This window comes from Vibrio crassostreae, from assembly GCF_024347415.1.
Lineage (GTDB): Bacteria > Pseudomonadota > Gammaproteobacteria > Enterobacterales > Vibrionaceae > Vibrio > Vibrio crassostreae.
This window is the reverse complement of the sequence record NZ_AP025477.1, coordinates 1,394,330-1,419,642: the sequence shown is the minus strand read 5'-3', so window position 1 is coordinate 1,419,642 and position 25,313 is coordinate 1,394,330. Positions and strand designations below refer to the sequence as shown.

Annotated in this window: 26 protein-coding genes; 12 read left to right on the top strand and 14 right to left on the bottom strand. The window is 43.8% G+C overall.

Going from position 1 to position 25,313, the window contains the following annotated elements; genetic code table 11:
• Positions 1-35: 35 nt before the first annotated feature.
• Together OC193_RS22065 and OC193_RS22060 are read right to left on the bottom strand one after the other, a co-directional pair.
• The gene (locus tag OC193_RS22065) at positions 36-890 is read right to left on the bottom strand and encodes an MIP/aquaporin family protein (RefSeq protein WP_004732234.1); all 855 of its coding nucleotides are present in this window, start codon (positions 888-890) and stop codon (positions 36-38) included.
• A gap of 448 nt (positions 891-1,338) precedes the next feature.
• Complete coding sequence (locus OC193_RS22060) at positions 1,339-1,770, bottom strand: PACE efflux transporter (RefSeq protein ID WP_048609883.1); 432 nt, start codon at positions 1,768-1,770, stop codon at positions 1,339-1,341.
• A gap of 130 nt (positions 1,771-1,900) precedes the next feature.
• On the opposite strand from OC193_RS22060, the gene OC193_RS22055 reads away from it, so the two are divergent.
• The gene (locus tag OC193_RS22055; protein WP_048662475.1) at positions 1,901-2,782 is read left to right on the top strand and encodes a LysR family transcriptional regulator; all 882 of its coding nucleotides are present in this window, start codon (positions 1,901-1,903) and stop codon (positions 2,780-2,782) included.
• Positions 2,783-2,882: 100 nt separating this feature from the next.
• Here the strand turns inward: OC193_RS22055 and arsB are convergent, their stop codons facing one another.
• From arsB to OC193_RS22040, 3 genes are all read right to left on the bottom strand, one after another.
• Positions 2,883-3,938 (bottom strand): ACR3 family arsenite efflux transporter, encoded by a 1,056-nt coding sequence (gene arsB, locus OC193_RS22050; RefSeq protein ID WP_048662471.1) that lies wholly within the window; start codon positions 3,936-3,938, stop codon positions 2,883-2,885.
• A gap of 109 nt (positions 3,939-4,047) precedes the next feature.
• Positions 4,048-4,383 carry an ArsR/SmtB family transcription factor gene (locus OC193_RS22045; protein WP_048662469.1) on the bottom strand — a complete coding sequence of 112 codons (336 nt, stop codon included), beginning with the start codon at positions 4,381-4,383 and terminating at the stop codon, positions 4,048-4,050.
• Between the two features lie 125 nt (positions 4,384-4,508).
• On the bottom strand, positions 4,509-5,045 hold the full coding sequence (locus tag OC193_RS22040) for an HPP family protein (RefSeq protein WP_048660950.1): 537 nt from the start codon (positions 5,043-5,045) through the stop codon (positions 4,509-4,511).
• Positions 5,046-5,173: 128 nt separating this feature from the next.
• Between OC193_RS22040 and OC193_RS22035 the strand changes: the two genes are divergently transcribed.
• Entirely contained in the window at positions 5,174-5,719 is a 546-nt protein-coding gene (locus OC193_RS22035; protein WP_048660951.1) for a TetR/AcrR family transcriptional regulator, read from the top strand.
• A gap of 47 nt (positions 5,720-5,766) precedes the next feature.
• On the opposite strand, the gene OC193_RS22030 is transcribed toward OC193_RS22035, so the two are convergent.
• From OC193_RS22030 to OC193_RS22020, 3 genes are read right to left on the bottom strand one after another with little or no spacing between them, the layout of a single operon-like run.
• Positions 5,767-7,380, bottom strand: a complete 1,614-nt coding sequence (locus OC193_RS22030; protein ID WP_048660952.1) for a M48 family metallopeptidase — start codon at positions 7,378-7,380, stop codon at positions 5,767-5,769.
• Positions 7,380-7,757, bottom strand: a complete 378-nt coding sequence (locus tag OC193_RS22025; RefSeq protein ID WP_048660953.1) for a hypothetical protein — start codon at positions 7,755-7,757, stop codon at positions 7,380-7,382. Before OC193_RS22025 ends, OC193_RS22030 begins: the two co-directional genes overlap by 1 nt.
• A gap of 31 nt (positions 7,758-7,788) precedes the next feature.
• A complete protein-coding gene (locus OC193_RS22020) occupies positions 7,789-9,195 on the bottom strand; it encodes a CHASE2 domain-containing protein (RefSeq protein WP_048660954.1) in 1,407 nt (468 codons plus the stop codon).
• Between the two features lie 293 nt (positions 9,196-9,488).
• Here OC193_RS22020 and OC193_RS22015 point away from each other — a divergent pair, with 293 nt between their 5' ends.
• The 3 genes from OC193_RS22015 to OC193_RS22005 all read left to right on the top strand — a co-directional run bounded on the left by OC193_RS22015 (position 9,489) and on the right by OC193_RS22005 (position 12,341).
• Positions 9,489-10,286 (top strand): Cof-type HAD-IIB family hydrolase, encoded by a 798-nt coding sequence (locus OC193_RS22015; protein ID WP_048660955.1) that lies wholly within the window; start codon positions 9,489-9,491, stop codon positions 10,284-10,286.
• Between the two features lie 179 nt (positions 10,287-10,465).
• Complete coding sequence (locus OC193_RS22010) at positions 10,466-11,113, top strand: DsbA family oxidoreductase (protein ID WP_048660956.1); 648 nt, start codon at positions 10,466-10,468, stop codon at positions 11,111-11,113.
• Between the two features lie 34 nt (positions 11,114-11,147).
• Positions 11,148-12,341 (top strand): winged helix-turn-helix domain-containing protein, encoded by a 1,194-nt coding sequence (locus OC193_RS22005; RefSeq protein WP_048660957.1) that lies wholly within the window; start codon positions 11,148-11,150, stop codon positions 12,339-12,341.
• 63 nt (positions 12,342-12,404) lie between these two features.
• Here the strand turns inward: OC193_RS22005 and OC193_RS22000 are convergent, their stop codons facing one another.
• Positions 12,405-13,262 (bottom strand): LysR substrate-binding domain-containing protein, encoded by an 858-nt coding sequence (locus OC193_RS22000; protein WP_048660958.1) that lies wholly within the window; start codon positions 13,260-13,262, stop codon positions 12,405-12,407.
• Between the two features lie 106 nt (positions 13,263-13,368).
• On the opposite strand from OC193_RS22000, the gene OC193_RS21995 reads away from it, so the two are divergent.
• The 3 genes from OC193_RS21995 (at position 13,369) to OC193_RS21985 (ending at position 15,186) form a co-directional block, all read left to right on the top strand.
• A complete protein-coding gene (locus tag OC193_RS21995; RefSeq protein WP_048662468.1) occupies positions 13,369-13,671 on the top strand; it encodes a putative quinol monooxygenase in 303 nt (100 codons plus the stop codon).
• A gap of 3 nt (positions 13,672-13,674) precedes the next feature.
• Positions 13,675-14,649 carry a Gfo/Idh/MocA family protein gene (locus tag OC193_RS21990; RefSeq protein ID WP_048662467.1) on the top strand — a complete coding sequence of 325 codons (975 nt, stop codon included), beginning with the start codon at positions 13,675-13,677 and terminating at the stop codon, positions 14,647-14,649.
• Between the two features lie 198 nt (positions 14,650-14,847).
• Positions 14,848-15,186, top strand: a complete 339-nt coding sequence (locus OC193_RS21985; protein WP_048662465.1) for a hypothetical protein — start codon at positions 14,848-14,850, stop codon at positions 15,184-15,186.
• Positions 15,187-15,262: 76 nt separating this feature from the next.
• Here OC193_RS21985 and OC193_RS21980 read toward each other — a convergent pair whose 3' ends face one another.
• Positions 15,263-16,162, bottom strand: a complete 900-nt coding sequence (locus OC193_RS21980) for an AraC family transcriptional regulator (protein WP_048662464.1) — start codon at positions 16,160-16,162, stop codon at positions 15,263-15,265.
• A gap of 455 nt (positions 16,163-16,617) precedes the next feature.
• On the opposite strand from OC193_RS21980, the gene OC193_RS21975 reads away from it, so the two are divergent.
• Positions 16,618-18,849, top strand: a complete 2,232-nt coding sequence (locus tag OC193_RS21975) for a hypothetical protein (protein ID WP_048662462.1) — start codon at positions 16,618-16,620, stop codon at positions 18,847-18,849.
• Positions 18,850-18,892: 43 nt separating this feature from the next.
• On the opposite strand, the gene OC193_RS21970 is transcribed toward OC193_RS21975, so the two are convergent.
• The 4 genes from OC193_RS21970 to ulaR all read right to left on the bottom strand — a co-directional run bounded on the left by OC193_RS21970 (position 18,893) and on the right by ulaR (position 21,814).
• Positions 18,893-19,354: a hypothetical protein gene (locus OC193_RS21970; protein WP_048662461.1), complete on the bottom strand. Its 462-nt coding sequence runs from the start codon at positions 19,352-19,354 to the stop codon at positions 18,893-18,895.
• Positions 19,355-19,559: 205 nt separating this feature from the next.
• Positions 19,560-19,802, bottom strand: coding sequence for a hypothetical protein (locus tag OC193_RS21965; RefSeq protein ID WP_048662460.1), 243 nt, complete (start codon positions 19,800-19,802; stop codon positions 19,560-19,562).
• A 68-nt stretch (positions 19,803-19,870) separates the two neighbouring features.
• A complete protein-coding gene (gene ulaG / locus OC193_RS21960; RefSeq protein ID WP_048609867.1) occupies positions 19,871-20,938 on the bottom strand; it encodes an L-ascorbate 6-phosphate lactonase in 1,068 nt (355 codons plus the stop codon).
• A gap of 120 nt (positions 20,939-21,058) precedes the next feature.
• Positions 21,059-21,814 (bottom strand): HTH-type transcriptional regulator UlaR, encoded by a 756-nt coding sequence (gene ulaR, locus OC193_RS21955; protein WP_048662459.1) that lies wholly within the window; start codon positions 21,812-21,814, stop codon positions 21,059-21,061.
• 339 nt (positions 21,815-22,153) lie between these two features.
• Between ulaR and OC193_RS21950 the strand changes: the two genes are divergently transcribed.
• From OC193_RS21950 to OC193_RS21940, 3 genes are all read left to right on the top strand, one after another.
• Positions 22,154-23,992 (top strand): PTS ascorbate-specific subunit IIBC, encoded by a 1,839-nt coding sequence (locus OC193_RS21950; RefSeq protein ID WP_048660968.1) that lies wholly within the window; start codon positions 22,154-22,156, stop codon positions 23,990-23,992.
• A 64-nt stretch (positions 23,993-24,056) separates the two neighbouring features.
• Entirely contained in the window at positions 24,057-24,524 is a 468-nt protein-coding gene (locus OC193_RS21945; RefSeq protein ID WP_048660969.1) for a PTS sugar transporter subunit IIA, read from the top strand.
• Positions 24,525-24,533: 9 nt separating this feature from the next.
• Positions 24,534-25,232, top strand: a complete 699-nt coding sequence (locus OC193_RS21940) for an L-ribulose-5-phosphate 4-epimerase (protein ID WP_048660970.1) — start codon at positions 24,534-24,536, stop codon at positions 25,230-25,232.
• Positions 25,233-25,313 lie beyond the last annotated feature (81 nt).

Here is a 25,313-nt window from a genome sequence, read left to right as displayed (position 1 = left end):
ATTTATATTTTAGTAAATGTAAGGTCGCTTAGGGATTAAGCTTGAGCTTGTTCAGCTTCTTCTTCTGTTTCACATTGGTTTGGAATTGTGCAGCCTTGGCCTTCTACTGGTAGGTAAGCACCGATAACTCGTGGGTACAACCAACCACCAAAACACGCACCAGCAATTGGAGCAAGAATTGGAACGATGAAGTAAGGAATATCACGAGCACCGCTTAGTGCGAAATCCCAACCTGCAAAGTAAGCGAAAAGTTTTGGTCCAAAGTCACGAGCAGGGTTCATTGCGAAGCCAGTCAGTGGACCTAAAGAACCACCAATTACTGCAATAAGAATACCGATCAGTAGAGGGTTCATCGCACCGCGAGATGCGCCGTTGTTCTCATCACCTAACGCTAAGATGGCAAACATCAACACTGCAGTAATCACGAATTCCACAGCAAAAGCGCCGAAGAAAGAAAGTGAAGCATGTGGGTAAGTCGAGAAGATACCAGCAGTTGATAGTGCGTCTTGGCTGCTACGAACGAAGTTATGTGCGATTTCGTAGTCAGTAAATAGGTTGCTGTACAGGCTGTAAACCAATGCTGCAGAGCAGAAAGCGCCAAGCAGTTGCGAAATGATGTAAGGCACCACTTTCGCTTTATCAAAGCCATGGAACATGGCCAGTGCAATCGTTACGGCTGGGTTGATGTGTGCGCCTGAAACGCCGGCAGTACAGTAAATTGCAATCGCAACACCGAAGCCCCAGATGATGCTGATTTCCCATTGTCCGAATGTCGCACCAGTTAATACCAGAGCGGCCACACAGCCAACGCCAAAGAATATGAGTAATCCTGTACCGATAAATTCAGCCAAGCATTGCCCAAATAAAGAAGGGTGTTTGTTTGTTGTCATGTTCGAGTCCTTTTTAGTTTTGCTTATCTAGCACGTGTATTGTGCATATATTTGCGAACTCGAAAATAAACGAACATCAAAAGTGAGCGTTTGAGCATAAAATTGTTAATTAAAGTCACTTGAAATGTTAATCCGAACACTTTTGTTAGAAAAAGAGGCTCGAATGAACGTCTTTGCTCGAATTGATAGGTTGCGAAGCCGCTCAAACTACCTATATGTAAATGAATGCGCAACTGGTACGAGGAGTTTATGTTTGGATTTGTGATGCTACTTCGTGAGTGGCGGATTATTAGACTTAATTAGGGAGGGCTGTGTGATGTTTTTGCTATGTAACAAGGGAGTTAACAAATGAGCTTATATGCATAAATGAATAAACTGCCAACTATGTTGTAGTTTGGCAGTTTAAATTTGGGTGTATGTTCTTGTTATACGATACGAACTTACCGCTCTAAACCAGAGCTGCCACTTTTCCTTTCGCTACCAATTGATCTCGAACCGAGTCGTATGCCCAGTTGAACGCAATCGCGTAAAGTACGAAGAAAATAACTAGGCCGATGTCCATGATCAGTACGGTTAGGAAATCGAGTTGTAGAACCCACATCAAGACAGGTAGAGTCACTGTCATTAAGCCAAGCTCAAAACCTAATCCGTGCAGAACACGTGTTTTCTTGGTTCTTTTGCTTCGGTCAGCTCCGTAAATTTTGTCGTAGCCATAGTTGTAAACGTAGTTCCAAGCCATCGCTATCAATGATATTGCGAGCGCTAAGCCTGCCATTTCACCTGCGCCGTTTCCTGTAATATAGGTTGCAAGCCCTGCCATCAAAACCAAAGCAACCAATTCAAATAGCACCATGTGCAACATGCGTTCTTTATGTGACATTTTTCTAACTCTCTTTACGATTAAATAGCCGCCGATGGGCTAATGACTTGGCTAGATAATATCTACTTAGGTGATAATATAAAGATAGTTAGTATCACATATAGTGATAGTAAGTTTTGGGAGACACCGAATGTACAACATTGAACAACTGAAAATGTTTGTGTATGCCGTTGAATTAGGGTCATTTTCTGCCAGTGCTCGTGAGTTGGGCAAGGTGCAGTCGGCGGTGAGCCAAGGTATCAGTAATCTTGAAATAGATTTTAATGTTCAACTTTTTGACCGTTCGACCCGCAAACCAACGCTGACGGCGCAAGGCCAGCAGCTCTTCAAGCAGGTAAAAGCGATTATCCTGCAGGTGGAAGATCTCAACTCATCAGTTAACGCCATCAATAATCAAGAGGAAGGGCTATTGCGTATCGCTTTAGACGATGCCTTGTTGCTTCCTTCATTGCCTAAGGTGTTGGATAAATTTAGCCGAACATTCCCTGCCACCGAAGTTGAGTTAATGGCTGCGGCGAGTACCGATGTTAATCGCTTGGTGTCACAAGACCGTGCAGATATCGGCCTGATGTTTACCGACCTCGCTTTTCACGCCGACTCCGAACCCTGCTTTATTGGTAACCTGCCTTTTGTTGCTGTGTGTCATCCAGATCATGCTTTAGCTGAAGTGTCGGTTGCTAAGTTACCCGACTTTATTTCTCATCGTCAGCTTATTCTACGGGGCAACAAAGGTAAGGTGATTGACCATTTTCCGGTAGTCGCTGGCAAGGTGTGGTGGGCGAACAGCTTTGTCGCTATTAAAGAGATGATCGTACATAGCTCGGTGGGCTGGGCATACTTGCCAAGTTACTTGGTGGAAGATGAGATTCAACAGGGAAAGCTTAACCAGATTAACGTCTCGTTTGACCATAAAACATGGTCGCCTCCTGTCGATTTGGTGATCTCTAAGAAAGCGATGAAAGGGCCGGGCTTACTGTGGTTGGAAGAGCATCTCAAAACCTTGCTCGACTAATCTTTCATAGGCGACAGACAAATAAAAAGGGCTTACCCCGAAAGGTAAGCCCTTAGTTTTTCTAATCTTCTGCTAGATGCTAGATGCTAGATGCTAGATGCTAGATGCTAGATTTAACGGTCTGACCGTTGTAGTACTTGTCTTTCATCTTAAGCGCAACGTTCACTAGGTAAATCAATACTGGCACTTCAATCAGTGGACCGATAACACCTGCAAACGCTTGGTCTGAGTTGATACCGAATACAGAGATTGCAACCGCAATGGCTAATTCAAAGTTGTTACCTGTCGCTGTGAAGGCAATTGATGCATTCTTGTCGTACTCAATGCCCATCTTCTTACCAATGAAGAAGCTGATGAAGAACATCGCTGTGAAGTAGATAGTCAGTGGAACAGCAATCAACAATACGTCCATTGGCAGTTCAACAATCATCTCGCCTTTTAGGCTGAACATCAGAACGATAGTCGCCAGTAGAGCAATCAGTGTGATTGGTGAGATGCGTGGAATGAACACATCGTTGTACCACTGCTCGCCTTTCATCGACACTAGGATCTTACGGCTTAGGAAGCCCGCTAGGAATGGGATACCTAGATAGATAAGTACACTGTGTGCAATATCGATCATCGAGATATCTACCATCATGCCTTCGTAACCAAATACTGGTGGAAGAACGCTGATGAATAGCCACGCCATAAAGCTGTAGCTCACCACTTGGAATGCACTGTTTAGAGCAACCAATGCCGCGCCGTACTCTTTGTTGCCGCCGCCGATGTCGTTCCAAACCAGAACCATTGCCACACAACGAGCAAGACCAATCAGAATCACACCGACCATGTAACCTGGGTGATCACCCAAGAACGTCAGCGCCAATACAAACATTAGGATAGGGCCAACCAACCAGTTCATGATCAGAGACAGTTTGATGGCTTTCTTATCTTTTACCACAGTGCCCAATAGGCTGTAGTTAACCTTAGCCAAAGGTGGGTACATCATTAAGATAAGGCCAATCGCGAGTGGAATGTTGGTTGTGCCAACAGACATAGATTCGTTCCACTGTTCGATTTGTGGGAATACGGTGCCAAGCAGCACACCAATACCCATGGCGATGAAGATCCAGAGTGTTAAGTAGCGATCTAGAAAACCTAACTTTGGTTTCATGGTAATCTCTCTTTAGTGATATCGTAAATCGTCGAAAAACGATTGATTGTGGCAAAAAAACACGCTTAAAAGTAAAGGCTATCAAAGCCGATCCCTCAAGCGTGAACTTCTATTTTAAAATGCTGTTAAATACCGATTCGAAGCGTTGAATATTGTCGCGGTCGATGCGGTAACACATCTTCGGCGGGATAGACTCAGCAGTGATAAAACCTAAGGTTTTCAAGATTCTTAGGTGCTCTGATACTGTTGATTGAGCTAAACCTAATTCACTAACCAGATCACTGTTCAAGCAGCCGCCTGACTTTTCTAACGCGGACAAGATACTAAGTATGCGAATTCTCGCTGGGTGAGCGAGTGCTTTTGCCAACGCCGCCATTTCTTTTTCTGCTTCAGCGTTACTTGGAGGCAGAGAACAGCTATCTGTTGCTTGGCATGTTGTGGTCATATTTAGTGGGCTCGCTTACTACCAATCGTTAAAAGACGATTAATAGTAAGCCTATTTGTTTTAGCGGTCAACGCGAATTTTAAAAGTCAGAGTAAATTTCACTAGCTACCTTACCCATGAGTAAGCTAGCGATTATTGCCTGCGTTCGACTTCCCGATCCAATAGAGTGGCCACCTCTGTTGAGTCGAAGTGTTATTGAGCATAGTACCAATCAAAACGAGCGCGATACTGCCCACTAAAACGGGCGTAAACAGGAAAGTCCAATCTACAAGAGATGTGCCTGCTAACGCGATAACAATCGGGTTAGCGCCTGCAGGTGGATGAACCGCGCGAAAGTATTGCATCAAAAAGATCGCGCTACCCACTGCAAAAGACATCACGAGATAAGAGTCACCAAAGCCATACAGTGCTAATAAGCCGACAGCAGCTGATATGAAATGGCCAGCAATGATGTTCCGTGGTTGAGCAAGTGGTGATGCTGGCACTGCAAACAGTAAAACACACGTCGCGCCGAATGGAGCCATTAACCATGGCACTTGTGATTGCTCGGCAAGTAAACACAAGATCAATATGCCTACCGTACCACCGACAAAGCCTTTTAGTAGTTGGCTTAGTGTTGCTTTGGGAGGTAGTTCTCCGCCACCAGTTAGTTTTCTGATCATCACGTAGCTCCTCGTTTAAGAGTAATATTTAAGAGTGTACAGATCTGTACCGTTTGATTTGGATGATACAGATCTGTACACTCATTACAACGAAAAACTTTGCGACCTTAATTGATAGAGTGGATTGGATGAGTAAGAAAGAACTGATCTTAGATGTGGCTGAATCTTTGTTTAATCGTCTTGGCTATACTGCCGTTGGAGTGGATATGATTCGAGATGAAGCGGCAGTTTCTAAGACGTCTATGTACCGTCACTTTGGTTCAAAAGCTAAACTGATTGAAGCCGTTCTGGCTAGGCGTCACCGGCGCTTCGAATCGAGTTTAGAAGCGGCACTGTCATCCACCTCCGGATTGAAAAACCAACTGAATGCACTGTTAGATTGGCACTTTGCTTGGTTTGAACAGCCTGACTTTAAAGGTTGCATGTTCATGCACGCACTCGCCGAATTTAAAGAATCGGAAGATGACATTGCGATGCTTTCACAACAGCACAAATCATGGTTGAAAGAACTTATTGTGCCGTTGCTTTCGGAAAAGAAACCTCATGACGTGCGACCTGAAATGATGATGGTCTTTCTAGAGGGGCTGATTGTTCGAAGTGAGTTTCAGGGAAGCGAGGCTAATAGGCAAGACTACCGTGAAGTTTGGTTGAAGTTGGCAGGCGTGACCCCTTAGCAAATGAAGGCACCAATAATGAAATCTTTTACTGGTGCCTATTGTGACTAAAGTTCTACCAACGAGGTTAAAGAATTAAAAGAATCCATTAGGCTGCTACTTGATTCTGTGCTTTGTGGAATCGCGACTCCTGCACTGTTATGGCATTGAGCAACGATATTACTTTCACTTAGTCCCTTACATTGTGTAAGAAGCTCCGCTACTTGGGTGTCATTTCCTAATGCTTTGTGTGCTGCAATGTACTCGGGGAAGAACGGGACTTGGGTTCCGATAACTTGTTCACCTTTTGCGAGCAGTTTGAGCGAGTTGGTTGGCTTTTTCTGTTCGCGATAAGATTGTGCAGCTAACGTGAAAGTTTGAATTGAGGCATAGTCCCAGTTCTTGATCAGGGCTAGATTCTGCAGTGCTTTCGAGTCTAAGTTTTGTGCTTTTCGTACTCCATAGAAAGCTAAACGCGGGTAAGCATGATTTTTAGTTGGACCAGATACTGCTTTTCTTGCGAGCGTTTCTGCCGTTTTTATATCGCCAAACTCTAAGGCTTTAAAAGCCTCGGATGCATACCAATAGTTCTGTTGGATCTGCTTGCCTTTACCGTTTTTTACCACCCTCTCGAATTCAGTCGATGACACGTATCTTTTACGCTCTTTTCTATATTCACGTTTAACGTAAGCTGATAGGTCTTTCTTGCGATCTATTGGAGAGGCATGTCTGGCAGAAAAACTTTGCAAAAGTTGAGTGCCAGCTTCATTTGCAGCTAAATAGCCTAAGTTACTCCATTTGTTTTCACTGGATAAGTGCTTACCCGCATCACTCGCTAGGCTAACAAAGCTTTGAAAGTCTTGTTTTTTTTCCTTGAGCTGAGCTGTTGTAAACTTCTGACTACTGTCTAGTCGTTCAAGTACTGGTGAGAAGGCTCTTGGGCTGTACCCCGCTTTTACTAAGAGATCCATGCCGAGTAGATCCGCTTCATCTTCAGCATTACGGCTCATTGAAGAGCTAATAACGTCTCGACTTAAGCGGTTAATGGTTAAACCCGCACGGTAGGAGTCTTTAATTAGATTTTTGGTCGAGCTTTTATTTTGGTTGGTTATTTTGTAACCATTGTTTGTTTTTTCCGTTTTCATATCAGTGATGAGTGCGGTACTCATTGCTATGTTTGCTGTTTTACTGACTAAAGCGCTTTGCTTAGCAAAGTATTCATTGGTGTCGTTATGCTTAAGTAAAATATGGGAAAGCTCATGTGCAATAATGAACGCTACCTCATCTTCAGATTCCGCATCGGCTAATACGCCTTGAGTGATGACGATGGTATTAGGTGTTGCATAAGCAGAGTAGCTGCGGTCAGATGAGACCATAATGGCAATGTCGTTATCGACAGGTTGGTCCCACTGCTTAAGAATTTTAGCTAAGATACCTTCTAGGTATTTATTAACGTATGGGTTTGCGATCAGGTCTTTATCGGCAGCGGCGCGCGTGTTGACTATATTCGCAAACTCAGCGCTCGCCTCGGTGTTTTTCTTTGGAGAATTTGTTTCACCAAGGTGTTGGTCGATGTATTTACCATCGAAAGATTCGTATTTGCTGCCTACAAGATTATTGAGGCTGTCGACGGCACATCCTGATATTAATAAAGGCGCAGCTAGCCAAAGTAGTTTCTTCATTAGTTACACCCCTCACCTAAACCTAGGGTTGCGTAAGTACCACTGTCACTTTTGGCACTAATGACTTGTGTGCTACATACGACACTGGCCACCGCAGTTTTATTGAGCTGCACTTCGATTTGGTCAAACCATTTTTCTTGGCCATCAATTTTGACCATTACCATCTGTTCTTTGCGGTCATAGTTTTCAACAATGAGCCCACTTTGGGTTGGGTCAGGTAAAGTCTTCGTTGATACGTCTGCGCATTCATTATTCTTGTCACACACCCAAACATTATCGACTAAAAAGTCAATAATCTTGACGTGGTCTTGCGCCATGGCTGCTGATGTCGAAAAACCTAATGATAAGCCTAGAACTAGCGTTGATAATAGTTTCATAAATGTTCCTTATTTACTGAATATTATGTGTTTATTGTATTTTTCTTAATTTATGCTTGGCTGTTTTTGCGAATACACAGGCTTTCTCTCGATATATTTCGAGTTTTGGTCTGAAAGCTTCAAATATGAAGAAGAAAAACACCGGCAAGTCGATAAAAATGATCAGAACCAATCCATACCAATTAGGTGCACCGACGTTAAGTACAAAGTGAGATATGGCAACTGAAATGGCGATGACAGCAATGATGATTATCATCGGAACGAAAGCGCCCCAAAGTTTTTGTCTTTCATTGAATTGCAGACTTTCTTGTTGTTCTAGAAAGTTAAAGCGAAACCAAATGACTAAAAATAGAACGATGGTTTGCACTGAAATCTCAACCATATCTGCAATACTTAGGTTAAATAACCCAGTGTCGTCAGGGGAACGCCAGTAGTCATCTTTAAGTGTGACTAGGTTATCGAGTGCCATAGCATGAAAGTAGACCCCAGGAAGCGTGCCGTGAACGGGTGAAACAACTAGATCGACACCACCAGTAACATGGTAACCAACGAGTACCATTTTCCCCTTAATGGCTTGTTTTAGTTCAGGTGAACCAGCTGCACCAGGAGCACTGAGCTTGGAAGCTGCAATAGTAAGAAAGGGCGGACAGCGTTTTCTGAGCGTGGCATCGACATCATTTTGGTCTTGTATGCCTTGAGTAAGGCTTACGACAAGTAACTCTTTTAACTGTTGAAACTGGCTGGTGTGTTCTCCACAGTCAAACCCAAGTGGAAAAAATGACTCCTGGTTACTAGCGTGTTTGTTGCTCCATTGGACAATGACCGCGTCATCCATATTGCCGATGGATGTGGTATCGCACTGTTTGTCTCGTGCGCACCAGTCTTGATACATCGCAGCCGCAACGGTGTTCATTGTCTTATCATTCCATGGGACAGACAACGGGTAGTATCGTCCTTCACCACTCCAAGATACTGCTGCCAGTTGTGTGACATTTGATATTTTGTGTCTTAGTGATTCCGGATCATTAAGTCTTTGTTCAGTGTCATAATTGGTGTTGCTGGCCATGAAAATGGGGAACTTCTGGTTATCCAGCATGCGCAACCAACGCTTTAGATTATCGGAATGCTCATGATGTTGAAGAATATCGTAGAACATGGATTGTGGTTCGTAACGTGAGATAGTTTTAAGTAGCCGGGCAAGATTTCGGTAGCTAACCGGGTAAGTGTTAGTTCCTTCTATATATTGGTCATCAATTAATACAACTACGATGTCTTTAGAAACTGTTTCACTAAAGAATGGAGACCATAATCTTAGAATATGATCTTCATAGTGGTCTTCGGCAGAGTTTCTGATTCCAAGTGGGTCAACAATGAAGACGACTAATATCAGGCTCGTTGTGATTAGGGCTTTAAGGAATATTTCGAAGCTAAAAAACATTAATCAACAACCATAAATTATAAATAAGCAATATGTAGGTGAACAACTCGTTGCAAAGTTGTGCAAAATAACACTGCTAGGGGTGTTTTTATGGGAGTAATATCACAAAAGTATGGCGTATTTATAAATGGAACAATAAGTTAATGATGAGTCCCAGTTTTTTCACTTTTTATTGATTTTTATGTTAGTTATTTAATCATGTTAGAGGGGAGCAATTAGGTTAGATTGAGATATAATCAACGACTTGCCCACGACATTGTGGACTTATTACAATTTTAAGGTAAGTATCTGAAATGCCACAACAGAACATCAAATTTATCGCTGCTGATATGGACGGCACTCTGCTTAATGAACACGGAAAGTTAGACCCAGAATTCTTCAATCTTTATGAGCGACTAGAAGCTCAAGACATCATTTTTGCGGCGGCATCGGGTCGCCAGTATTACAGCTTAATGGAAACTTTTGCTCCAATTAAAGACCGCATGATGTTTGTTGCTGAAAACGGCACATTAGTGATGCACAAAGGCCAAGAGCTTTACAGTTGCTTGCTTGATACTGATGCCATCAAAGACATCATCAAAGAAGCGCGTGCTATCGAAGGCGCTCATGTTGTGTTGTGTGGTAAGAAGTCGGCATACATCGAAACCAAAGACGAGCGTGCTTTAGCTGAGATCTCTAAGTACTACCATCGCCGTGAGCAAGTAGAAGACTTGCTGGCGGTAGAAGACGATTTCATCAAGGTTGCTATTTGCCACTTTGATGGTTCACAAGAGAAAGTAAACCCAAGCATCGACGCTAAGTTTGGTGAGAATTACCAAGTGGTTGTGAGCGCAAAAATTTGGTTGGATGTGATGAACGCTGAAGCGTCAAAAGGTGCGGCGCTCAAGCATCTGCAAAACACATTAGGTTTCACTTACGAGCAGACCATGAGCTTTGGTGATTACCTAAATGACTTGGAAATGCTTAAAGAGAGCTATCACTCTTACGCGATGGAAAACGCGCATCCAAAGTTAAAAGAGATCGCACGTTTTAGCGCGCCAAGTAACGTCGATGCCGGTGTATTCCAAGTACTTGAGAAACTGCTAGCGTAACGCGGTTAAGCTCAATCCTATTTTTATCAAAGCCAACTCGTGAAGATGAGTTGGCTTTTTTGTTGGCTACTGGTGCATTGAGTTAAATTTGAACGAGTGTTCAGTTTGTTGTAGTCTGATTAGAAAGATGGGTATTCAGTTGTATTGGATGCGCCTTATCAACGACATTTGGAATGACGATGAGCAAGAAACTTCAACTCGATATTATTTCTGACGTAATGTGCCCATGGTGCGTGGTCGGCTACAAAAACTTAGAGCAAGCCATTACGGAACTTGGTTTAGCGGAGCAAATTGAACTTGAATGGCAGCCGTTTGAGTTGAATCCAGATATGCCGCAAGAAGGTGAAAACCTGCGCGACCACATCATGAGAAAATACGGCTCTAGTGCGGAAGAGAGCCAAAATTCACGTGAGCAACTGGCTGCTCGTGGCAAAGCGGTAGGGTTCGATTTCAATTTCTATGACAGCATGAGAATGGTGAATTCACGTCACCTACATGTGCTGCTTGATTTTGCTCTAGCGCACGGTAAACAGACTGAGTTAAAGCTACGCTTCTTTACTGCGCACTTTTCAGAGCAGAAAGATCTGTCTGATCTTGAAGTGATTGCACAAGAACTTGAAGCGGTTGGCTTAGACTCAACGAAGGCACTGAAACGCTTGAAGAACATCGACAACTTAAAGCAAATTGAAGCGCAAGAGTTTGAATGGCAACGCATGGGCATTTCTGCGGTTCCTACTGTGGTATTCAACCGCAAGAGTGCCGTGACTGGTGCGCAGACGGTCGAAACGTACAAGCAAATTCTTCAAGAGCTGATTGCTGAATCATAAGCCGATTATTGGTATCAATTAGAGTCTGAATTTCATGGAATCATTGTCACTCGCTCAAGCACAAAAAATTGTACTGCTTTCGCAAAAGCTGCCACCTAAAAAGCAACGTAATGGGGGCGCTTTGGCGAACACGCTGTCTGCGCTTGAAAACCTTGGCTATGTGCAAATTGATACCATCTCTGTGATTCAGCGAGCCCACCACCATACGTTGTGGAATCGCAATCAAGACTACCAACTGAATCACCTTGATAAGTTGTTAGAGCGTCGTGAAGTGTTTGAGTATTGGTCGCACGCCGCCGCGTATTTACCCATGCGAGATTATCGTTTCAGCTTGCATCGAAAGAATGGATTTACGAGCGGTAAGCTTAAGCATTGGTATAAAAAAGACGACGCACTGATGGCACATGTTCTCAAACGTATTGAGAGCGAAGGGCCATTAATGGCGAAAGACTTTGAAGGGGATAGACCAAACCCCGGTGGGTGGGGCGGTAAACCGGCCAAACAGGCGCTAGAGACCTTGTTTATGCAAGGTGACTTAATGGTGCCGAGCCGAGTAAACTTTCATAAGGTGTATGACTTAACCGAGCGAGTTTTGCCGAGCGGCATTGATACCTCTGAACCAACGGAACAAGAGTACATTGAGCATCTGATCACGCGTTATTTAGAAGCCAATGGTATGGGAATAGCGTCGGAGATGAGCTATCTCCTCAAGAACACCAAACCTCTGATTCAGAAAACACTCCAGGAGATGCTTGAAGACAAACGAGTGATGAAAGTGAGTGTTCAAGGCTCTGATTATTATGTGCTGCCGGATGCTTTTGAACTGTTGAATCAGCCTCTTTCCAGGACTAAGCTTAAGATACTCTCGCCATTTGATAATCTGCTGATTCAACGTAAGCGAATGCAATCATTGTTCAACTTTGATTACCTTCTTGAGTGCTATGTTCCAGAAGCCAAGCGCCAGTTTGGTTACTTTAGTTTGCCGATTCTGTGGCAAGGTAAGCTGGTGGCGCGAATGGATTGTAAGGTCGACAGGAAGACCCGTTTACTCAATATTCGCAACTTGGTTGTTGAAGAGCGAATTAGAAACTATGAGTCATTGGTTCACGCTTTATGCGATGAGCTTAAACACTTCATGGTGTTCAACCAATGTGATGAGATGATCGTCCATTACACTACACCTTCTGATCTTGGTAAACGCTTGGTGAGCCATTGGCAAGGGCATTAACCTTCATCGTTGTTTTAAAGCCATTAGTAACGCAGACCACCTTAGTTACTCAGATCACCCTAGTTATTTGGAAAGCTCGGCTAGCAAGAACTCAACAAAGGTTCTGTTCTTCAACGACAGCTGCTTGGTTTTGTAGAGTAGGTGAATCGGCTTTGGTAATGGTGCCATGCCAGCTAAAATTTCCAACAGAGCACCACGCTCAATCTCTTCTGAGACTAAGATAGTCGGCTGCAACAACACGCCCACGCCTTGTAGGGCGGCATATCGCAACACATTACCATTATTCGACATCAAGCGAACACGTTCTTTATTCGATGTGGCGTGAGGGGCTTGGCTGCTGTAACCGAACCCAAGCGATGGGTGCTGTGCCAAGTCTTCTAATACTTTGATTTCAGCATGTTGGTTAAGGTAATCGGGAGCGGCGCAATAACACATCTCATAGTCCCCTAAATATCTTGCGACCAAACTTGAATCGGATAGGTCACCAATTCGCACCATCAAATCAATGTCGGATGAGTAAGGATCAACAAGGTCATTATTCAACATCAGCTCGACGTTTATGGTTGGGTGATGTGCGAGGAACTTAGCCACAATAGGGGCAATCACCTTGTTCCCATAAGTGACTGGGCAGTTAATTTTTACTGTGCCTTGAGGTTGATTTTCTAAGGTTTGAATGAGGTTTTCGGCATTGCTGATATCTTCGAGAATTCGCTTACATTCTCGATAGTAAAGCTGCCCTGAATCGGTTAATGATTGCTTGCGCGTGGTGCGGTGGATCAGTTGAGAATTCAAACCGGTTTCTAAGGAATGGACATGTTTACTTATCATGGTCGCTGACAGGTTGAAGTGATTTGCGGCGCTACGAAAGCTGCCTTGCTCGACCACGTAAACGAAGACCTTCATGCTGGTTAACTTATCCATTAAACACTCTTGGTTGATAAACAGTAAACAAAAGGTAAGTTTATCAATTATTAGGGGTTAATTATATTAATGGCAAACTGATAATTAACTAAAATAAGAGCGTGAAATGCCTCAATCGAATGAAATCATCTTTGTCACTGCCGAACTTAAGATCAAAACCAACATTGAACGTGAGGCTGCAGTTGAAGCTATCGAACAGTTTTGTTTAGACATGCAGAGTGAGCCGGGCTGCCTACAAGCGATAGCAACCTATGATCAAGACCAAAGCGATCGTGTGATCTTGCTAGAGCAATACGTTAACCGTGAAGCGATCAATCAGCACTTTGGAATGCCTCATACTCAAGCGTTTATTGAGCGTGATATAACGGAATTAGTACAAGCATTTGAAACTCATAAGAAGGAGATCTAAGCCATGAAATGGGGAATCCTAGGAACCAGCTTTATCTCAGGCGTAATGGCGGATGCGATTAAAGGCGATGCTCAAAGCGAGCTATATGCTGTCGCTGGTCGTACTGAAAAAACACTTAACGAGTTTGCAGCCCAATACCAACCAACACGAACCTTCAACAGCTATGAAGCTCTGATTGAAGATGAGTCAGTCGACATTATCTACATCGCTCTACCAAATCACGTTCACCACGAATACGTGATTAAAGCGGCTCAAAAAGGCAAAGCGATCCTGTGTGAAAAATCGTTATCGGTTGATATGGAAAAAACCGAGCAAGCTCTGCGAGCGGTAAAAGCATCTGGCGTGTTCTTCGCAGAAGGTTTGATGTATCTAAATCACCCGCTTATCGCTAAGCTTCATCAAGAGTTGGCAACCGGTGAGATTGGCGAAGTGCGCTCAATTCAGGGTTCATACGTTGCTGCGATTGACCAGTTCGTTAACCCTGCGAGCAAAGGCGCGTTGTACAACTTAGGTTGTTACCCAATGTCGCTGATTCATTCTGTTGCGCAGCAGCAATTTGGCGAGAGCGTGTTCAATGATGTGCAGATTTCAGCAATAGGTCGACGAGGCCAAGATGGCAATATTTGTGAATCATCGGCAATGATGCGTTTCAACGAGCGTTTTACCGCGCAAATCCACACCGCGGAAGACCACGGCTTAAAGCATGGCTTCACGATTCTAGGTAGCAAAGGTTGCATCACGCTCGACACCAATCCATGGCTGCCGACCGAAGACAACACATTCACGGTTGAGATCTACGAAACATCGAAACGTGAAGTGAAAGTCGAAGCGCAAGGCGATGGTTTCCATTATCAAGTGCGTAATGTTCGCCAAGCGGTTGAGCGAGGTGACACACAACTTGCTGCGCCAATGGCAATTCATCAAGACTCTCGCGTAATCATGAAGTTACTGACTGATTGGGAACAAGCGGCGAGCTAATTTCTTAACTAAATTCTGTATCTGCCTCATGTTTGATGCCTCGTAAGTTATCGAGCATGAGGTGTCTCTCTAATCCCTCTCGCCCATTCTCTTCAATAAATACTTTGCATTTGAAACCGCCACAGTGTCCAATGTCGGTTAAGACTACATTGACAAAAAAACCTTATTTTTTAAGGTGTTAAAGAGGACCTTTACCGCATGCGAAAATCAGATAAGAAGATCGAAAATCAAATCAGAGACGTGTTAACGGACGTGTGTGAAGATACGTTGAAAAGCTACGATGGTTTTCTTTGGGTGACTCATACGGTCAATTTCTCTTCTTTTCCGCAAAGCTTGAAAATTGTTTGTGTATTCGACACCAATCAAGATAGAGCGAATTTCTTAGCAGGAAAAGGTCAGAAGGAAGTCTCAACGAACATTCAAAAGGCGTTCAGTCAGGTCGGAATTACATTAAAGAATATCGATAAACACATCAGTTACGATACACAAGAAAATTGCGACCGCGACCATCAAGGGAAGTGGAACAAGAGGCTTTAAGGCGCTTTATTGGTCGTGCTATTTGGTAAGCGATCCAGAGAAATGAAAGCCTACGCGAGGTAGGCTTTCATTGTCGTTACTTGATTGCAGTACAGAAGCTGACATCTGAATGTTGAGTTTGCGGGTCGTAGCTGTGGTAAAGCTCAAAACAAGGTCGATCGTCTGTTTCAATACCGGACTCAATGACGTTACTCATTAAATCATCCCACGCTTTGGCATATTGGCCGATTTCGGTAATCGTTTGTCTCATCACCGCATATTGCCCGCCGGGAAAGTCCTTCAGTTCGATACCGCTGGGTACTTCCACATCTTCAGGGACCATTAAACAAATGTCTGTTCGGCACTTATCTGTCGGTGTAATTTCTGGATTGTCATGATAAATGAACATGCAGGTATTGCCTGATAACCCTTTAATTTCTGCCCATTGATAAAGACGACCGCTTGGCTCTTCATACCCTTGTCCATAGGGACCTGTTACTCGCACATACGCCAGTTTTGATGGTTCGAATTGTTGTGTTTTCATTGTCATGCTCCATGTTGAAAGTTCGGAGTCAGTATATGAATTGCCGACGACTGCATCGGTTCCATTCTTGCGCAACGTGTGTCCAATCTTGCTATTTCGAGTTAACTCACCGAAAGCTTGGTAGTCTTCACAATCACGAAAGGCACTAGGCGTCACACCAAAGTGTTGCTTGAAGGCTTTGGCAAAGCTTTGAGACGATGAGAATCCATAATCCAATGCAATATTAATAATAGGTTGTTTGGATTTGAAGAGATCGTTGGCTGCCGCTTCAAGTCTCAGCCGTCTGGTGAAATCAGCAAGCGTCTCGCCTTGAACGGCCTTAAAAGTACGATGAAAATGGTAGGGTGAAAAGTTGGCTAATGCCGCGACTTCGATCAGGTTGAGCGGATCGTTAAAGTGCTTCTCTAAATAGCGTATAACGGGAACAAGCCGCTTATGATAGTCAACGTACATCTCTTTATTTACCACTCTCTGTTGTCATCGTTCTTGTTTAGATGACCGAGACTAGCCTATCCAAATTGAGTTTCAACAGTGTGGCGTTGAAACTGAGATTCGATGCAGCAAATCTCAGCCCGTTCTGAGCTTTAAGTTCTGATAATCTTCTGTCTTCCAAACTGCTTTATTCTCATTTTGAGAAAATCTGAGCTGATTTTTCGTTAGCCGGAGATACTTGGTTTCCAAATAAAATTAATATCACAAAAATTTATCTTTTCCTTAATATCTTGATTTTTAATCGACATTTTCTCGTTTTCCTTACCACCGATGAAACAAGACAGACGAGCACTTGAACAATTCAGCCATGTAGTCGATACTTTTTTCGTATTTTGATTCCTAAATTGACACGTAAGTTGGCTGACTTTTCGTCTTGTGATTTAAGGCATGACAGTATCGATTAGGAAATATGATTCATGAAAACCTACACTTCTGGGCTGCTCGCACTCATACCGTCATGTTTAATCGCTGGCTACGCTTTTGCTGTTGGTACAGCAGTTGTGCTGCCAGGGCAACATGAAGCTGGTGTTGATCTTTCGGGCTCCCCACTATCTGCGAATGCTGTCATTGATTGGGAAATTACCAACAGTGATATTGTTTTCGGTGCCTATGCCGACAAAGCCGACAATGAGCGGGCTACGACAATTGGTTATATGTACAACCAAGTCATGGCGATGAACTCGGGTTGGTTGGAGAACGATCTCCGTAACCAAGCTGAGGTAGAAGGCCTCAATTTCGAAGATTATTTCCTACACTTTTCTGAAGATACTGTCATTGCCGAAGTTGATAATACTCACGGTGAAAACACTCTACTAAATCGCAAGCCCATGATCGTCGGTTATACCTCAGGTGAAGATCATGCTGGATTTTGGCTGTATCAAGAGCCTCCATGGGATGCCGATGTGTTTGAGAATTTTGAACAGGGCGGGGCTTTGTACGTCTATCATGCCGAGCAGTTCGAACGGCTGACCTTCAATTTCTCACAGTTTGCTGGCAGCGGAGAACTCTGGATTGAATACCCAACGGTTATTGATTCTCGCGGAATGGTGTCTCGGTGGGAAAGGCTTGATATTAAGAAAGACAGAACCCTCAATATGACCAAAAACCAGTCTGTGATTTGGAACCTACCTAATGATTGGGTGAGAGCGACAACTCATGATGGGAGCGGTGCGAGTTATGGTGGCGGCCAGTATTTTGGTTCAACCTTTTTGAGAGATGGTGGGCGCTTATACGTTGTGAGAGTTCGTTGGCAAAGTGAGAACGCTGACGACAGGCCGCGTTTAAAAGAAGTAGAACTCAAAAACAGTTTTCCAACCGTCAAATTAACCGATGCCCCGAGCACAACACCGGATGGCGATGCTATCAGCCAATGGCGCAAAATCCGCGGTTTTGATGTGTCTGCAGACCTAGATGGCGATAACTACTTGTCGCCGAGCGAGTATCGAAATCGAACCAATAAGAACGCGACAGCGCGTTTTCGTTGGGAATCAAGAGTGGTGCCATTTGGTCGAATGTGGAGCGCTAATTCATCTTGGTCGTTAACGAACGTCGCAAACACGGATTATCTATCTGCCATTCATCGCTACTACAAGCAAAGCTGGACAAGCCAAGGTTTGAATGGTGCGTACAACGACGACACAAATAAACTCATTGGTTCGAACCAGTTCTATGTTCATTCTGGCGGGCATGTTCAAGAGTTAGGAGCAGTTGCGGGTTCGAATCAAGCAGACGATCTCTACAAACAACAATTTTCAGCGTTTCTGAAAAATCTATCTGCTTTAGAAAGTGATGCGTCGATTGGGTTGAACATCGGAACCGCGAACTTGCTGGGTCGAAATGGACAGTCTCATCTTAGCGAGGCGGGATCTCTGTATTTACGAGAGCACTACATTTTTCCGTCTACTGGGTTTAGTGGTTACTCGGGGATCTCTAAATTCTGGGATAATTCTGCGCTCGCCTATAATGGGCAAAGTGTTATCTTTCAGGCGACAACGCGTTATGGACGAGTTCAATATCTTGGAAATAGTGAAGATAACTGGAAGCAAGACCAATACTCGACCCTAGCGATTTATCACCTCAATCGACACGCTCAACATAGCTACTTTAATCAGTGGAACAATGGTTACGTTTATGGAAGTGGTAACACGACTGCAGATACTTTCTGGCAAAGTGGTGTCCCTAAAAACATCGCCTATCAACCAAGTTCGTTATTGGCTGTTGATTTGGGAGAGCCGAGTCATCATATCCCACAAGGCTTTGAGCCGATTCCTTTGATGCTATCGACAATGACACCTCAACCCGCTGACTACACCATCGTTGGCGACTCCTCGATGAACGAAATGGTGCATGCTGATCTACCCAATGGCATGACTCACGTTCTACCGACGTTCACGTACTTTATATATCAATCTGATAATCAGGTGGTTGCTGGTGGCCCTGAGGACATGGTGTTAGCGAGAGAGTTTAGTAATGGTCGTGTGTTGTATCGCACGGATTTCCACGGTAAGAATCCGAGTTTTTATGACGCGGAAAAACTCACCATCGCGCTGGATGTTCCAATGAAATCTGTTGATGCTAACGGTAACGTTGGTGAGTATGTGAGTGAAATAGAAATTGGCGGTTATGAAGGACTGTTCTTACTTTATTAAAACCAATGCGAATGAGCACTCTCGAACCAGAGCAGACTAGAGCTTAGGTTCGGGATATCAGCTTATTCTTTTTACACTGCTTAAACTCTTTGGCGATCCACAATTGCTCGTTTAATCCATTGTCGATTAAAGCAAAAAGGTAACCATCGACTTTGCTTGAAGCCGCAAGGTACTCCTGAAAAACGTGCTTAGGGTAGCCGGGGTAATCCGTTTCGTATTGAGCGTCTAACTGCTTACCGAGTTGACGCCATTTTACAAATAACTCTGAAGAGGACGTTTCAACCTTATATTGGCCTAAAATGCGTTGATGGTGGGTTAACGCCACTTTAGCGCAGTGGTTGGTCTGTACGACTTTTTGTATCAATTCGACTTGTTCTTCACTCATGGTTTTCGCCAGTACATTCTCTTGTTCGATACGCGTCATTCGCTCACCAAACGTTTCAGCATGGGTGGGAAACACAAAAGTAAGCGGTAAAGCTAATACCAAAAGGCGCTTGTTGAACATAACCAAACTCGCTGAAGGGATTTGTGCCCATTATGCCGTCCGCTGATAATATTATTAATGAATATAGAAACTTAATTGTAAGAATTATTTTTATCGAGTGGATAAATAGATGGTTTTGGAGTTTTGGCATTCAGGCTCTGAATGTTTAGTTGTTTTAGGAAGGCACACCACTTATCTAATCAAACAAAATGCCTGACCGTCGTGATTATAAATGTTGGATATCAATTGAGTGGTAAGGAAAACCGATCGATTTTGCTGCATTCAACAGCGCCTGTTGAGTCTTAAATACTCGGGGTTGCATCTTTCTATCAGATTCAAGAAAACTGTTTACTCCCCACTTATGACTTTTCACCATTAAGTAATAACCATTGGCGCCGGGCGATACAACACCAATTGCTGCTTTCAGATCGCCACGACTGAAATGTTTTTTGAACTCACGTAATACCATATCAATATCCTTATTCGATGATAAAAAAAGGGAGCGCATTGCTCCCTAGTTAAAGTGGCTATTAATGATTACAAGAATGCGCGGTATGGCAGTTCTGGGTCATTTGTGAAGATGTCTGCAAAGCCACGGAAGTGCTGGTAGTGCATGCGGCCTTTATCTGTTGGGTATGTGTATTTACCACCAACTTGCCAGAAGAAAGGTGCGAAGCCGTATTGAAGACGTTCTTTCTTCATGTTCCACAGCATTTCGATTTCACGCGGGTCATTTTGGAAGTTAGCCCAAATGTCGTGGTGGAATGGAACAACCACCTCACAGTTCAAAGACTCAGCAGCACGAAGAATGTCTGAAGATGTCATTTTGTCTGTTACGCCACGTGGATTCTCACCGTAAGAAAGCAGTGCAACGTCTATCTTGTGGTCATTACCGTGTTTAGCGTAGTAGTTTGAGTAGTGAGAATCACCAGAGTGGTAAACTGAACCACCTGTTGTTTCTACTAGGTAGTTCACTGCACGGTCGTCCATTCCGTCTAGAATTTCTTTGTCTAGGGAAGATGTTCCTTCAGGAAGTGTCACTAGAGCAGTACGGTCGAATGCATCAAGAACCTTAATATTGACGTCTTTGATCTTAATCTCGTCGCCAACTTTCGCGATAACACAACGATCTTCTGGTACACCCCATTTCATCCATAAATCAACACACGCTTTAGGACCGATGAATTTAACGTGCTCACCACAGTTTTGAAGAACCGCTGCTGCAACGTTGATATCAATATGGTCGCCGTGATCGTGAGATGCCATCACTGCATCGATCTCTTTGATAGCGAAAGGGTCCAATGGGAAGATTGCAGTACGTAGGTTTGGTTGAAGTGCTTCAACACCACCCATACGCATCATTTGGTGCTGGTTTTTCATTTTTTGAACAGCTTGTGTTTTTTTACCAGTACCACACCAGAAGTCCATTGATAGGTTTGCACCCTCTTCTGATTTTAGCCAAATACCTGTACAGCCAAGCCACCACATAGAAAATGTACCTGGTTGAACAACAGTTTGCTCTATCTCTTCATTTAACCATGTGCCCCACTCAGGGAATGTATTTAGGATCCAAGACTCGCGAGTGATTTCGTTTACATTGCTCATGATAATACCTTTTATTTCAACAATTTGATTAATTTTGGATGTAGGGAGCCGAGCGCCTTAATTTGGATTAAGGCACTGAGCTAAATTTATTATTATTGGTGGGCTAGTTAGCCCTGCGATTTAAACTAGGATGACTTGTGTCCCTTGAGATTCAATCAGTTTTACGACTTCGGGATTGGCGTCTTTACCGGTGATGACGATGTCTATTTGCTTGGTGCTGCAAAAGAGCATTCCGGTACGTTGTCCAACTTTTGAACTATCGACCACGACGACAAGCTTATCGACCTGTTCGAGCATTTGTTGTTCGGCTACGGCCGTTAACATGTCGGCCTTGTACAGCCCGGCATCCGTTAAGCCTTTACCTGAGGTGAACATCCAGTTTCCCGCATAGCCGCCTAATGAATTAGGGGCAGGGTTTAGAAAGATGTTCTGCGCTTTGTTGTATTGACCACCAATGATGATGACATCGTCATGATCTTCGTTGATCAAGTAGCTTGCGAGTGGAAAGTAGTTCGTTACGATTTGAACGTCATCGCCACATAATTGCTGACCGAGTAGAAAAGCCGTCGAACCACAGTTGATCACGACTGTATCGCCAGCCTGACATAGTCCTGCAGCTGCTTGAGCAATCTCTGATTTCTCTTCATAGAACTCAGTGCTGTTGATATTCAGTGGTGACCACTTTCTCTTCTGAGTTTCTACTCGTTCCGCACCATTTCTAATTTTTCTAAGTCGGCCAACCTCATCTAACTTAGCGATATCGCGCCTAGCAGTAGCAGGAGAAACGCTAAATTTATCAATAATATGAGAGACGTTGATTGTCTGCATATCTTCTAACAGCGACACGATGCCGTTATGTCTTTGTACTTCATTCATATTTATCACTCTTTTTGTCGTTGTGACAATTTAATGATTACTTTTGATTTGTTTTGATTCTAATAATCACCATCGTGATTGTCAAACCACATCGCTATAAAAACCAGATCTTAATCGCAATGTTTTATAAGTAATTGATTTTATTTGGATTTTTGTTTTCGTGTGTGATCTAAAGCTCAATTAGGCACATTCTGAATGTGGTTAATTGATATAAATCAAAGTAATCACAAGTGAGCATTGAATGATTACTTTTGATTGGTAAAGTCTAGTTCGTGAGCAAAACTAGAATCATCACATCCTACAAATCATTAAAATTAAAAATCAATCAGGGGTAAAGATATGGAATTCTTATACGATATTTTCTATATTTTTTACAGTCAGGTAATGACCAAAGCACCGTTGCTACTCGGTCTTGTTACTTGTCTCGGCTACATCCTTTTAAAACGTGACGCAACAACTGTTATCTCCGGCTCTATAAAAACCATCGTTGGTTTCATGATAGTGCAGGTAGGTGCGGGAACATTGGTAGCGGGTTTCAAACCAGTTATCGAAAAAATGAGTGAAATACATGGATTGACGGGGTCGGTGATTGACCCGTACACCTCCATGATGTCTACCATGGAAACCATGGGCGACAATTACTCTTGGGTTGGGTATGCAGTACTGCTGGCTCTTGGGCTAAACATTCTACTTGTTGCCTTCCGACGTATTACGGGTATCAGAACCATCATGCTGACTGGGCATATCATGTTCCAGCAAGCTGGCCTCATCGCTGTTTTCTACTTCGTGCTTGGTGCAGGTATGTGGGAAACCATTATTTATTCAGCAATATTGATGGCGTTGTACTGGGGTATCTCCTCAAACATCATGTTCAAGCCGACTCAAGAAGTGACTGGCGGTGCGGGTTTCTCAATTGGTCACCAGCAACAGTTTGCGTCATGGGTTGCGACCAAAGTTGCACCGAAACTTGGCGACAAGAATGACAGTGTTGACCACATCAAACTGCCTAAATGGCTACACATTTTCCACGACAGCATTGCAGCGACCACACTTGTAATGACTGCGTTCTTTGGCATTATCCTTCTTTCATTTGGTCTTGATAACCTTCAAGACATGTCAGGTAAAACGCACTGGTTCATCTACATTTTTGAAACTGGTTTGAAATTCGCTGTTGCCATTCAAGTCATCGTTACTGGTGTTCGTATGTTCGTTGCGGAACTGTCCGAGGCATTTAACGGTATTTCTCAACGCCTTATTCCTAACGCCGTTTTAGCAATCGATTGTGCGGCTATTTACGCCTACTCTCCGAACGCAATGGTATTTGGTTTCATGTGGGGCGCAGTGGGTCAATTCACCGCTGTTCTTGCAATGCTTGCGTTCGACGCACCAATCATGATCATTCCTGGCTTTATCCCGATGTTCTTCTCGAACGCAACTATCGGCGTGTTTGCTAACCACTTTGGTGGTTGGAAAGCGGTGATGAAGATCTGTTTCGTGATGGGCATCATCGAAGTAGTTGGTTCGGCTTGGGCAATTCATATCTTTGCTCAATCTGGTACTGAGTTTAACGGCTGGATGGGTATGGCTGACTGGGCACTTGTGTTCCCGCCAATCATGCAAGGTATCTCAAGCTCTAGCATGTTCTTCTTTGTGATTTTGGCTTTGGCTGGCATCTACATGTACTTCGCTTCTAAGCAACTACGAGCTGAAGAAGACGCAGAAGCTGCTGCTGAAACAATGACTGCAGTAACGCCTGAAGGTATTGAGGTTGAAGTCGCGGTCCCACAACAATCGACAGCAACCGCTGAAGCACCATCTGCTTCAACAACGGCAGCTTCTACAACATCAGAGACTCGAATCTCACCAGCCGCTGACCAGAAACCGGTTCGTGTCTTAGTGTGCTGTGGTTCTGGGCAAGGTTCTTCAATGATGTGTTCTAAGAAAATCAAAGAGTACTTGGACAAGAAAGGCATCCCAAGCACGACGTTCAACAGCGCTATCACGGATTACAAATCGCACCTTGGCTCATTCGACATCATCGTTACTTCGATTGCTCTTGCAGCGAAGATCACAGGGCTTCCTGAAGGCAAACAGCAGTTAGCGGTGAAGAACATGATTATGGTGAAAACCTTCGGCGACGAGCTTGTTTCCATCATCGAGAATAACTTCCACAAATAATGAAATGGCTCAGCGGCATAGCGCTACTGAGCCAATAAAAACAATTATATAAGTGAGCAATAACATGAACTTAAAAGAATCTCTTATCCAGAACAACTCTATCCTACTCAACGCTAAAGCAGCAGACTGGAAAGCGGCGATCAAGCTTGGTACTGATGCATTGGTGAAAGCTGGTATCGCGGAAGAGTGTTACTACGACGCGATTACCAAAGCGATTGGCGAAGAAGGCCCTTATATCTGTATCCACGATGCGTTCGCTCTACCTCATTGCCGCCCTGAAGATGGTGTTATTCGCACAGGATTTGCATTAACTGTGCTTGAAACGCCAATTACGTTTGAAGGTGTTGATGAGCCTGTTGATGTGCTGATCACACTAGCGGGTAAGGACTCAGAAGAGCACATCGAAGGGACGATGCAAGTCGCGAACTTGATTGAATTTGACGAAGACTTCTCAAAACTTCGTGCCTGCAAAAGCCCAGAAGAAGTCGCGCGTTTAATTGATGCTGCTTTGTTGCAAGCGGAAGCGGCTTAAGGAGTCGATATGTCTAAATATAGCCAATTGAAACAACGTGTCTTAGAAGCCAATTTGCAGCTTCCTAAATACGGTTTGGTGACATTCACTTGGGGTAATGTCTCTGAGTTTGACCGTGTTAACGGAGTGATAGCGATTAAACCATCAGGTGTCGAATACAGTGATATGACGGCTCAAGACATGGTGGTCGTCGATCTCGAAGGCAAGGTTGTTGAAGGGAAACTCAATCCTTCAAGCGATACCGCAACGCACTTAGAGCTCTATAAAGCTTTCCCTGAAGTGAGTGGCATTGTTCACACGCATTCACGCAGTGCCACAATTTGGGCACAAGCCGGTATCGACATTCCAGCCTTAGGGACCACTCACGCTGATTATTTCTACGGTGACATCCCATGTACACGTCGATTGTCTCACTCTGAGATTTCTGAAGAGTACGAGAAAAACACTGGCTTGGTGATCATTGAAGAGTTCAAGCAACGTCGAATCGATCCAATGGCCGTTCCAAGTGTGATTGTTGCAGGACATGCGCCGTTCTCTTGGGGCAAAGATGCCAACGATGCCGTTCATAACGCGGTGGTATTAGAAGAAGTTTCGGCAATGGCGTTAGCAACGCGCACATTGAATAGCGGCATCAAAATTCAGCCAGAACTATCCGACAAACACTACTTACGTAAGCACGGTGAAAATGCTTATTACGGCCAACAGTAGATCGGCTTTCGTTTAAACAAGTCGTTTAAGTCTGCCGCTTAACGAGTTTCGATTCTAAGTAGTTTCAATGTTGATTAGGCC

Coding starts and splice junctions, on each gene's coding strand:
- OC193_RS22065 (WP_004732234.1), bottom strand. CDS start 890: ATGACAACAAACAAACACCCTTCTTTATTTGGGCAATGCTTGGCTGAA.
- OC193_RS22060 (WP_048609883.1), bottom strand. CDS start 1,770: ATGTCACATAAAGAACGCATGTTGCACATGGTGCTATTTGAATTGGTT.
- OC193_RS22055 (WP_048662475.1), top strand. CDS start 1,901: ATGTACAACATTGAACAACTGAAAATGTTTGTGTATGCCGTTGAATTA.
- arsB (WP_048662471.1), bottom strand. CDS start 3,938: ATGAAACCAAAGTTAGGTTTTCTAGATCGCTACTTAACACTCTGGATC.
- OC193_RS22045 (WP_048662469.1), bottom strand. CDS start 4,383: ATGACCACAACATGCCAAGCAACAGATAGCTGTTCTCTGCCTCCAAGT.
- OC193_RS22040 (WP_048660950.1), bottom strand. CDS start 5,045: ATGATCAGAAAACTAACTGGTGGCGGAGAACTACCTCCCAAAGCAACA.
- OC193_RS22035 (WP_048660951.1), top strand. CDS start 5,174: ATGAGTAAGAAAGAACTGATCTTAGATGTGGCTGAATCTTTGTTTAAT.
- OC193_RS22030 (WP_048660952.1), bottom strand. CDS start 7,380: ATGAAGAAACTACTTTGGCTAGCTGCGCCTTTATTAATATCAGGATGT.
- OC193_RS22025 (WP_048660953.1), bottom strand. CDS start 7,757: ATGAAACTATTATCAACGCTAGTTCTAGGCTTATCATTAGGTTTTTCG.
- OC193_RS22020 (WP_048660954.1), bottom strand. CDS start 9,195: ATGTTTTTTAGCTTCGAAATATTCCTTAAAGCCCTAATCACAACGAGC.
- OC193_RS22015 (WP_048660955.1), top strand. CDS start 9,489: ATGCCACAACAGAACATCAAATTTATCGCTGCTGATATGGACGGCACT.
- OC193_RS22010 (WP_048660956.1), top strand. CDS start 10,466: ATGAGCAAGAAACTTCAACTCGATATTATTTCTGACGTAATGTGCCCA.
- OC193_RS22005 (WP_048660957.1), top strand. CDS start 11,148: ATGGAATCATTGTCACTCGCTCAAGCACAAAAAATTGTACTGCTTTCG.
- OC193_RS22000 (WP_048660958.1), bottom strand. CDS start 13,262: ATGGATAAGTTAACCAGCATGAAGGTCTTCGTTTACGTGGTCGAGCAA.
- OC193_RS21995 (WP_048662468.1), top strand. CDS start 13,369: ATGCCTCAATCGAATGAAATCATCTTTGTCACTGCCGAACTTAAGATC.
- OC193_RS21990 (WP_048662467.1), top strand. CDS start 13,675: ATGAAATGGGGAATCCTAGGAACCAGCTTTATCTCAGGCGTAATGGCG.
- OC193_RS21985 (WP_048662465.1), top strand. CDS start 14,848: ATGCGAAAATCAGATAAGAAGATCGAAAATCAAATCAGAGACGTGTTA.
- OC193_RS21980 (WP_048662464.1), bottom strand. CDS start 16,162: ATGTACGTTGACTATCATAAGCGGCTTGTTCCCGTTATACGCTATTTA.
- OC193_RS21975 (WP_048662462.1), top strand. CDS start 16,618: ATGAAAACCTACACTTCTGGGCTGCTCGCACTCATACCGTCATGTTTA.
- OC193_RS21970 (WP_048662461.1), bottom strand. CDS start 19,354: ATGTTCAACAAGCGCCTTTTGGTATTAGCTTTACCGCTTACTTTTGTG.
- OC193_RS21965 (WP_048662460.1), bottom strand. CDS start 19,802: ATGGTATTACGTGAGTTCAAAAAACATTTCAGTCGTGGCGATCTGAAA.
- ulaG (WP_048609867.1), bottom strand. CDS start 20,938: ATGAGCAATGTAAACGAAATCACTCGCGAGTCTTGGATCCTAAATACA.
- ulaR (WP_048662459.1), bottom strand. CDS start 21,814: ATGAATGAAGTACAAAGACATAACGGCATCGTGTCGCTGTTAGAAGAT.
- OC193_RS21950 (WP_048660968.1), top strand. CDS start 22,154: ATGGAATTCTTATACGATATTTTCTATATTTTTTACAGTCAGGTAATG.
- OC193_RS21945 (WP_048660969.1), top strand. CDS start 24,057: ATGAACTTAAAAGAATCTCTTATCCAGAACAACTCTATCCTACTCAAC.
- OC193_RS21940 (WP_048660970.1), top strand. CDS start 24,534: ATGTCTAAATATAGCCAATTGAAACAACGTGTCTTAGAAGCCAATTTG.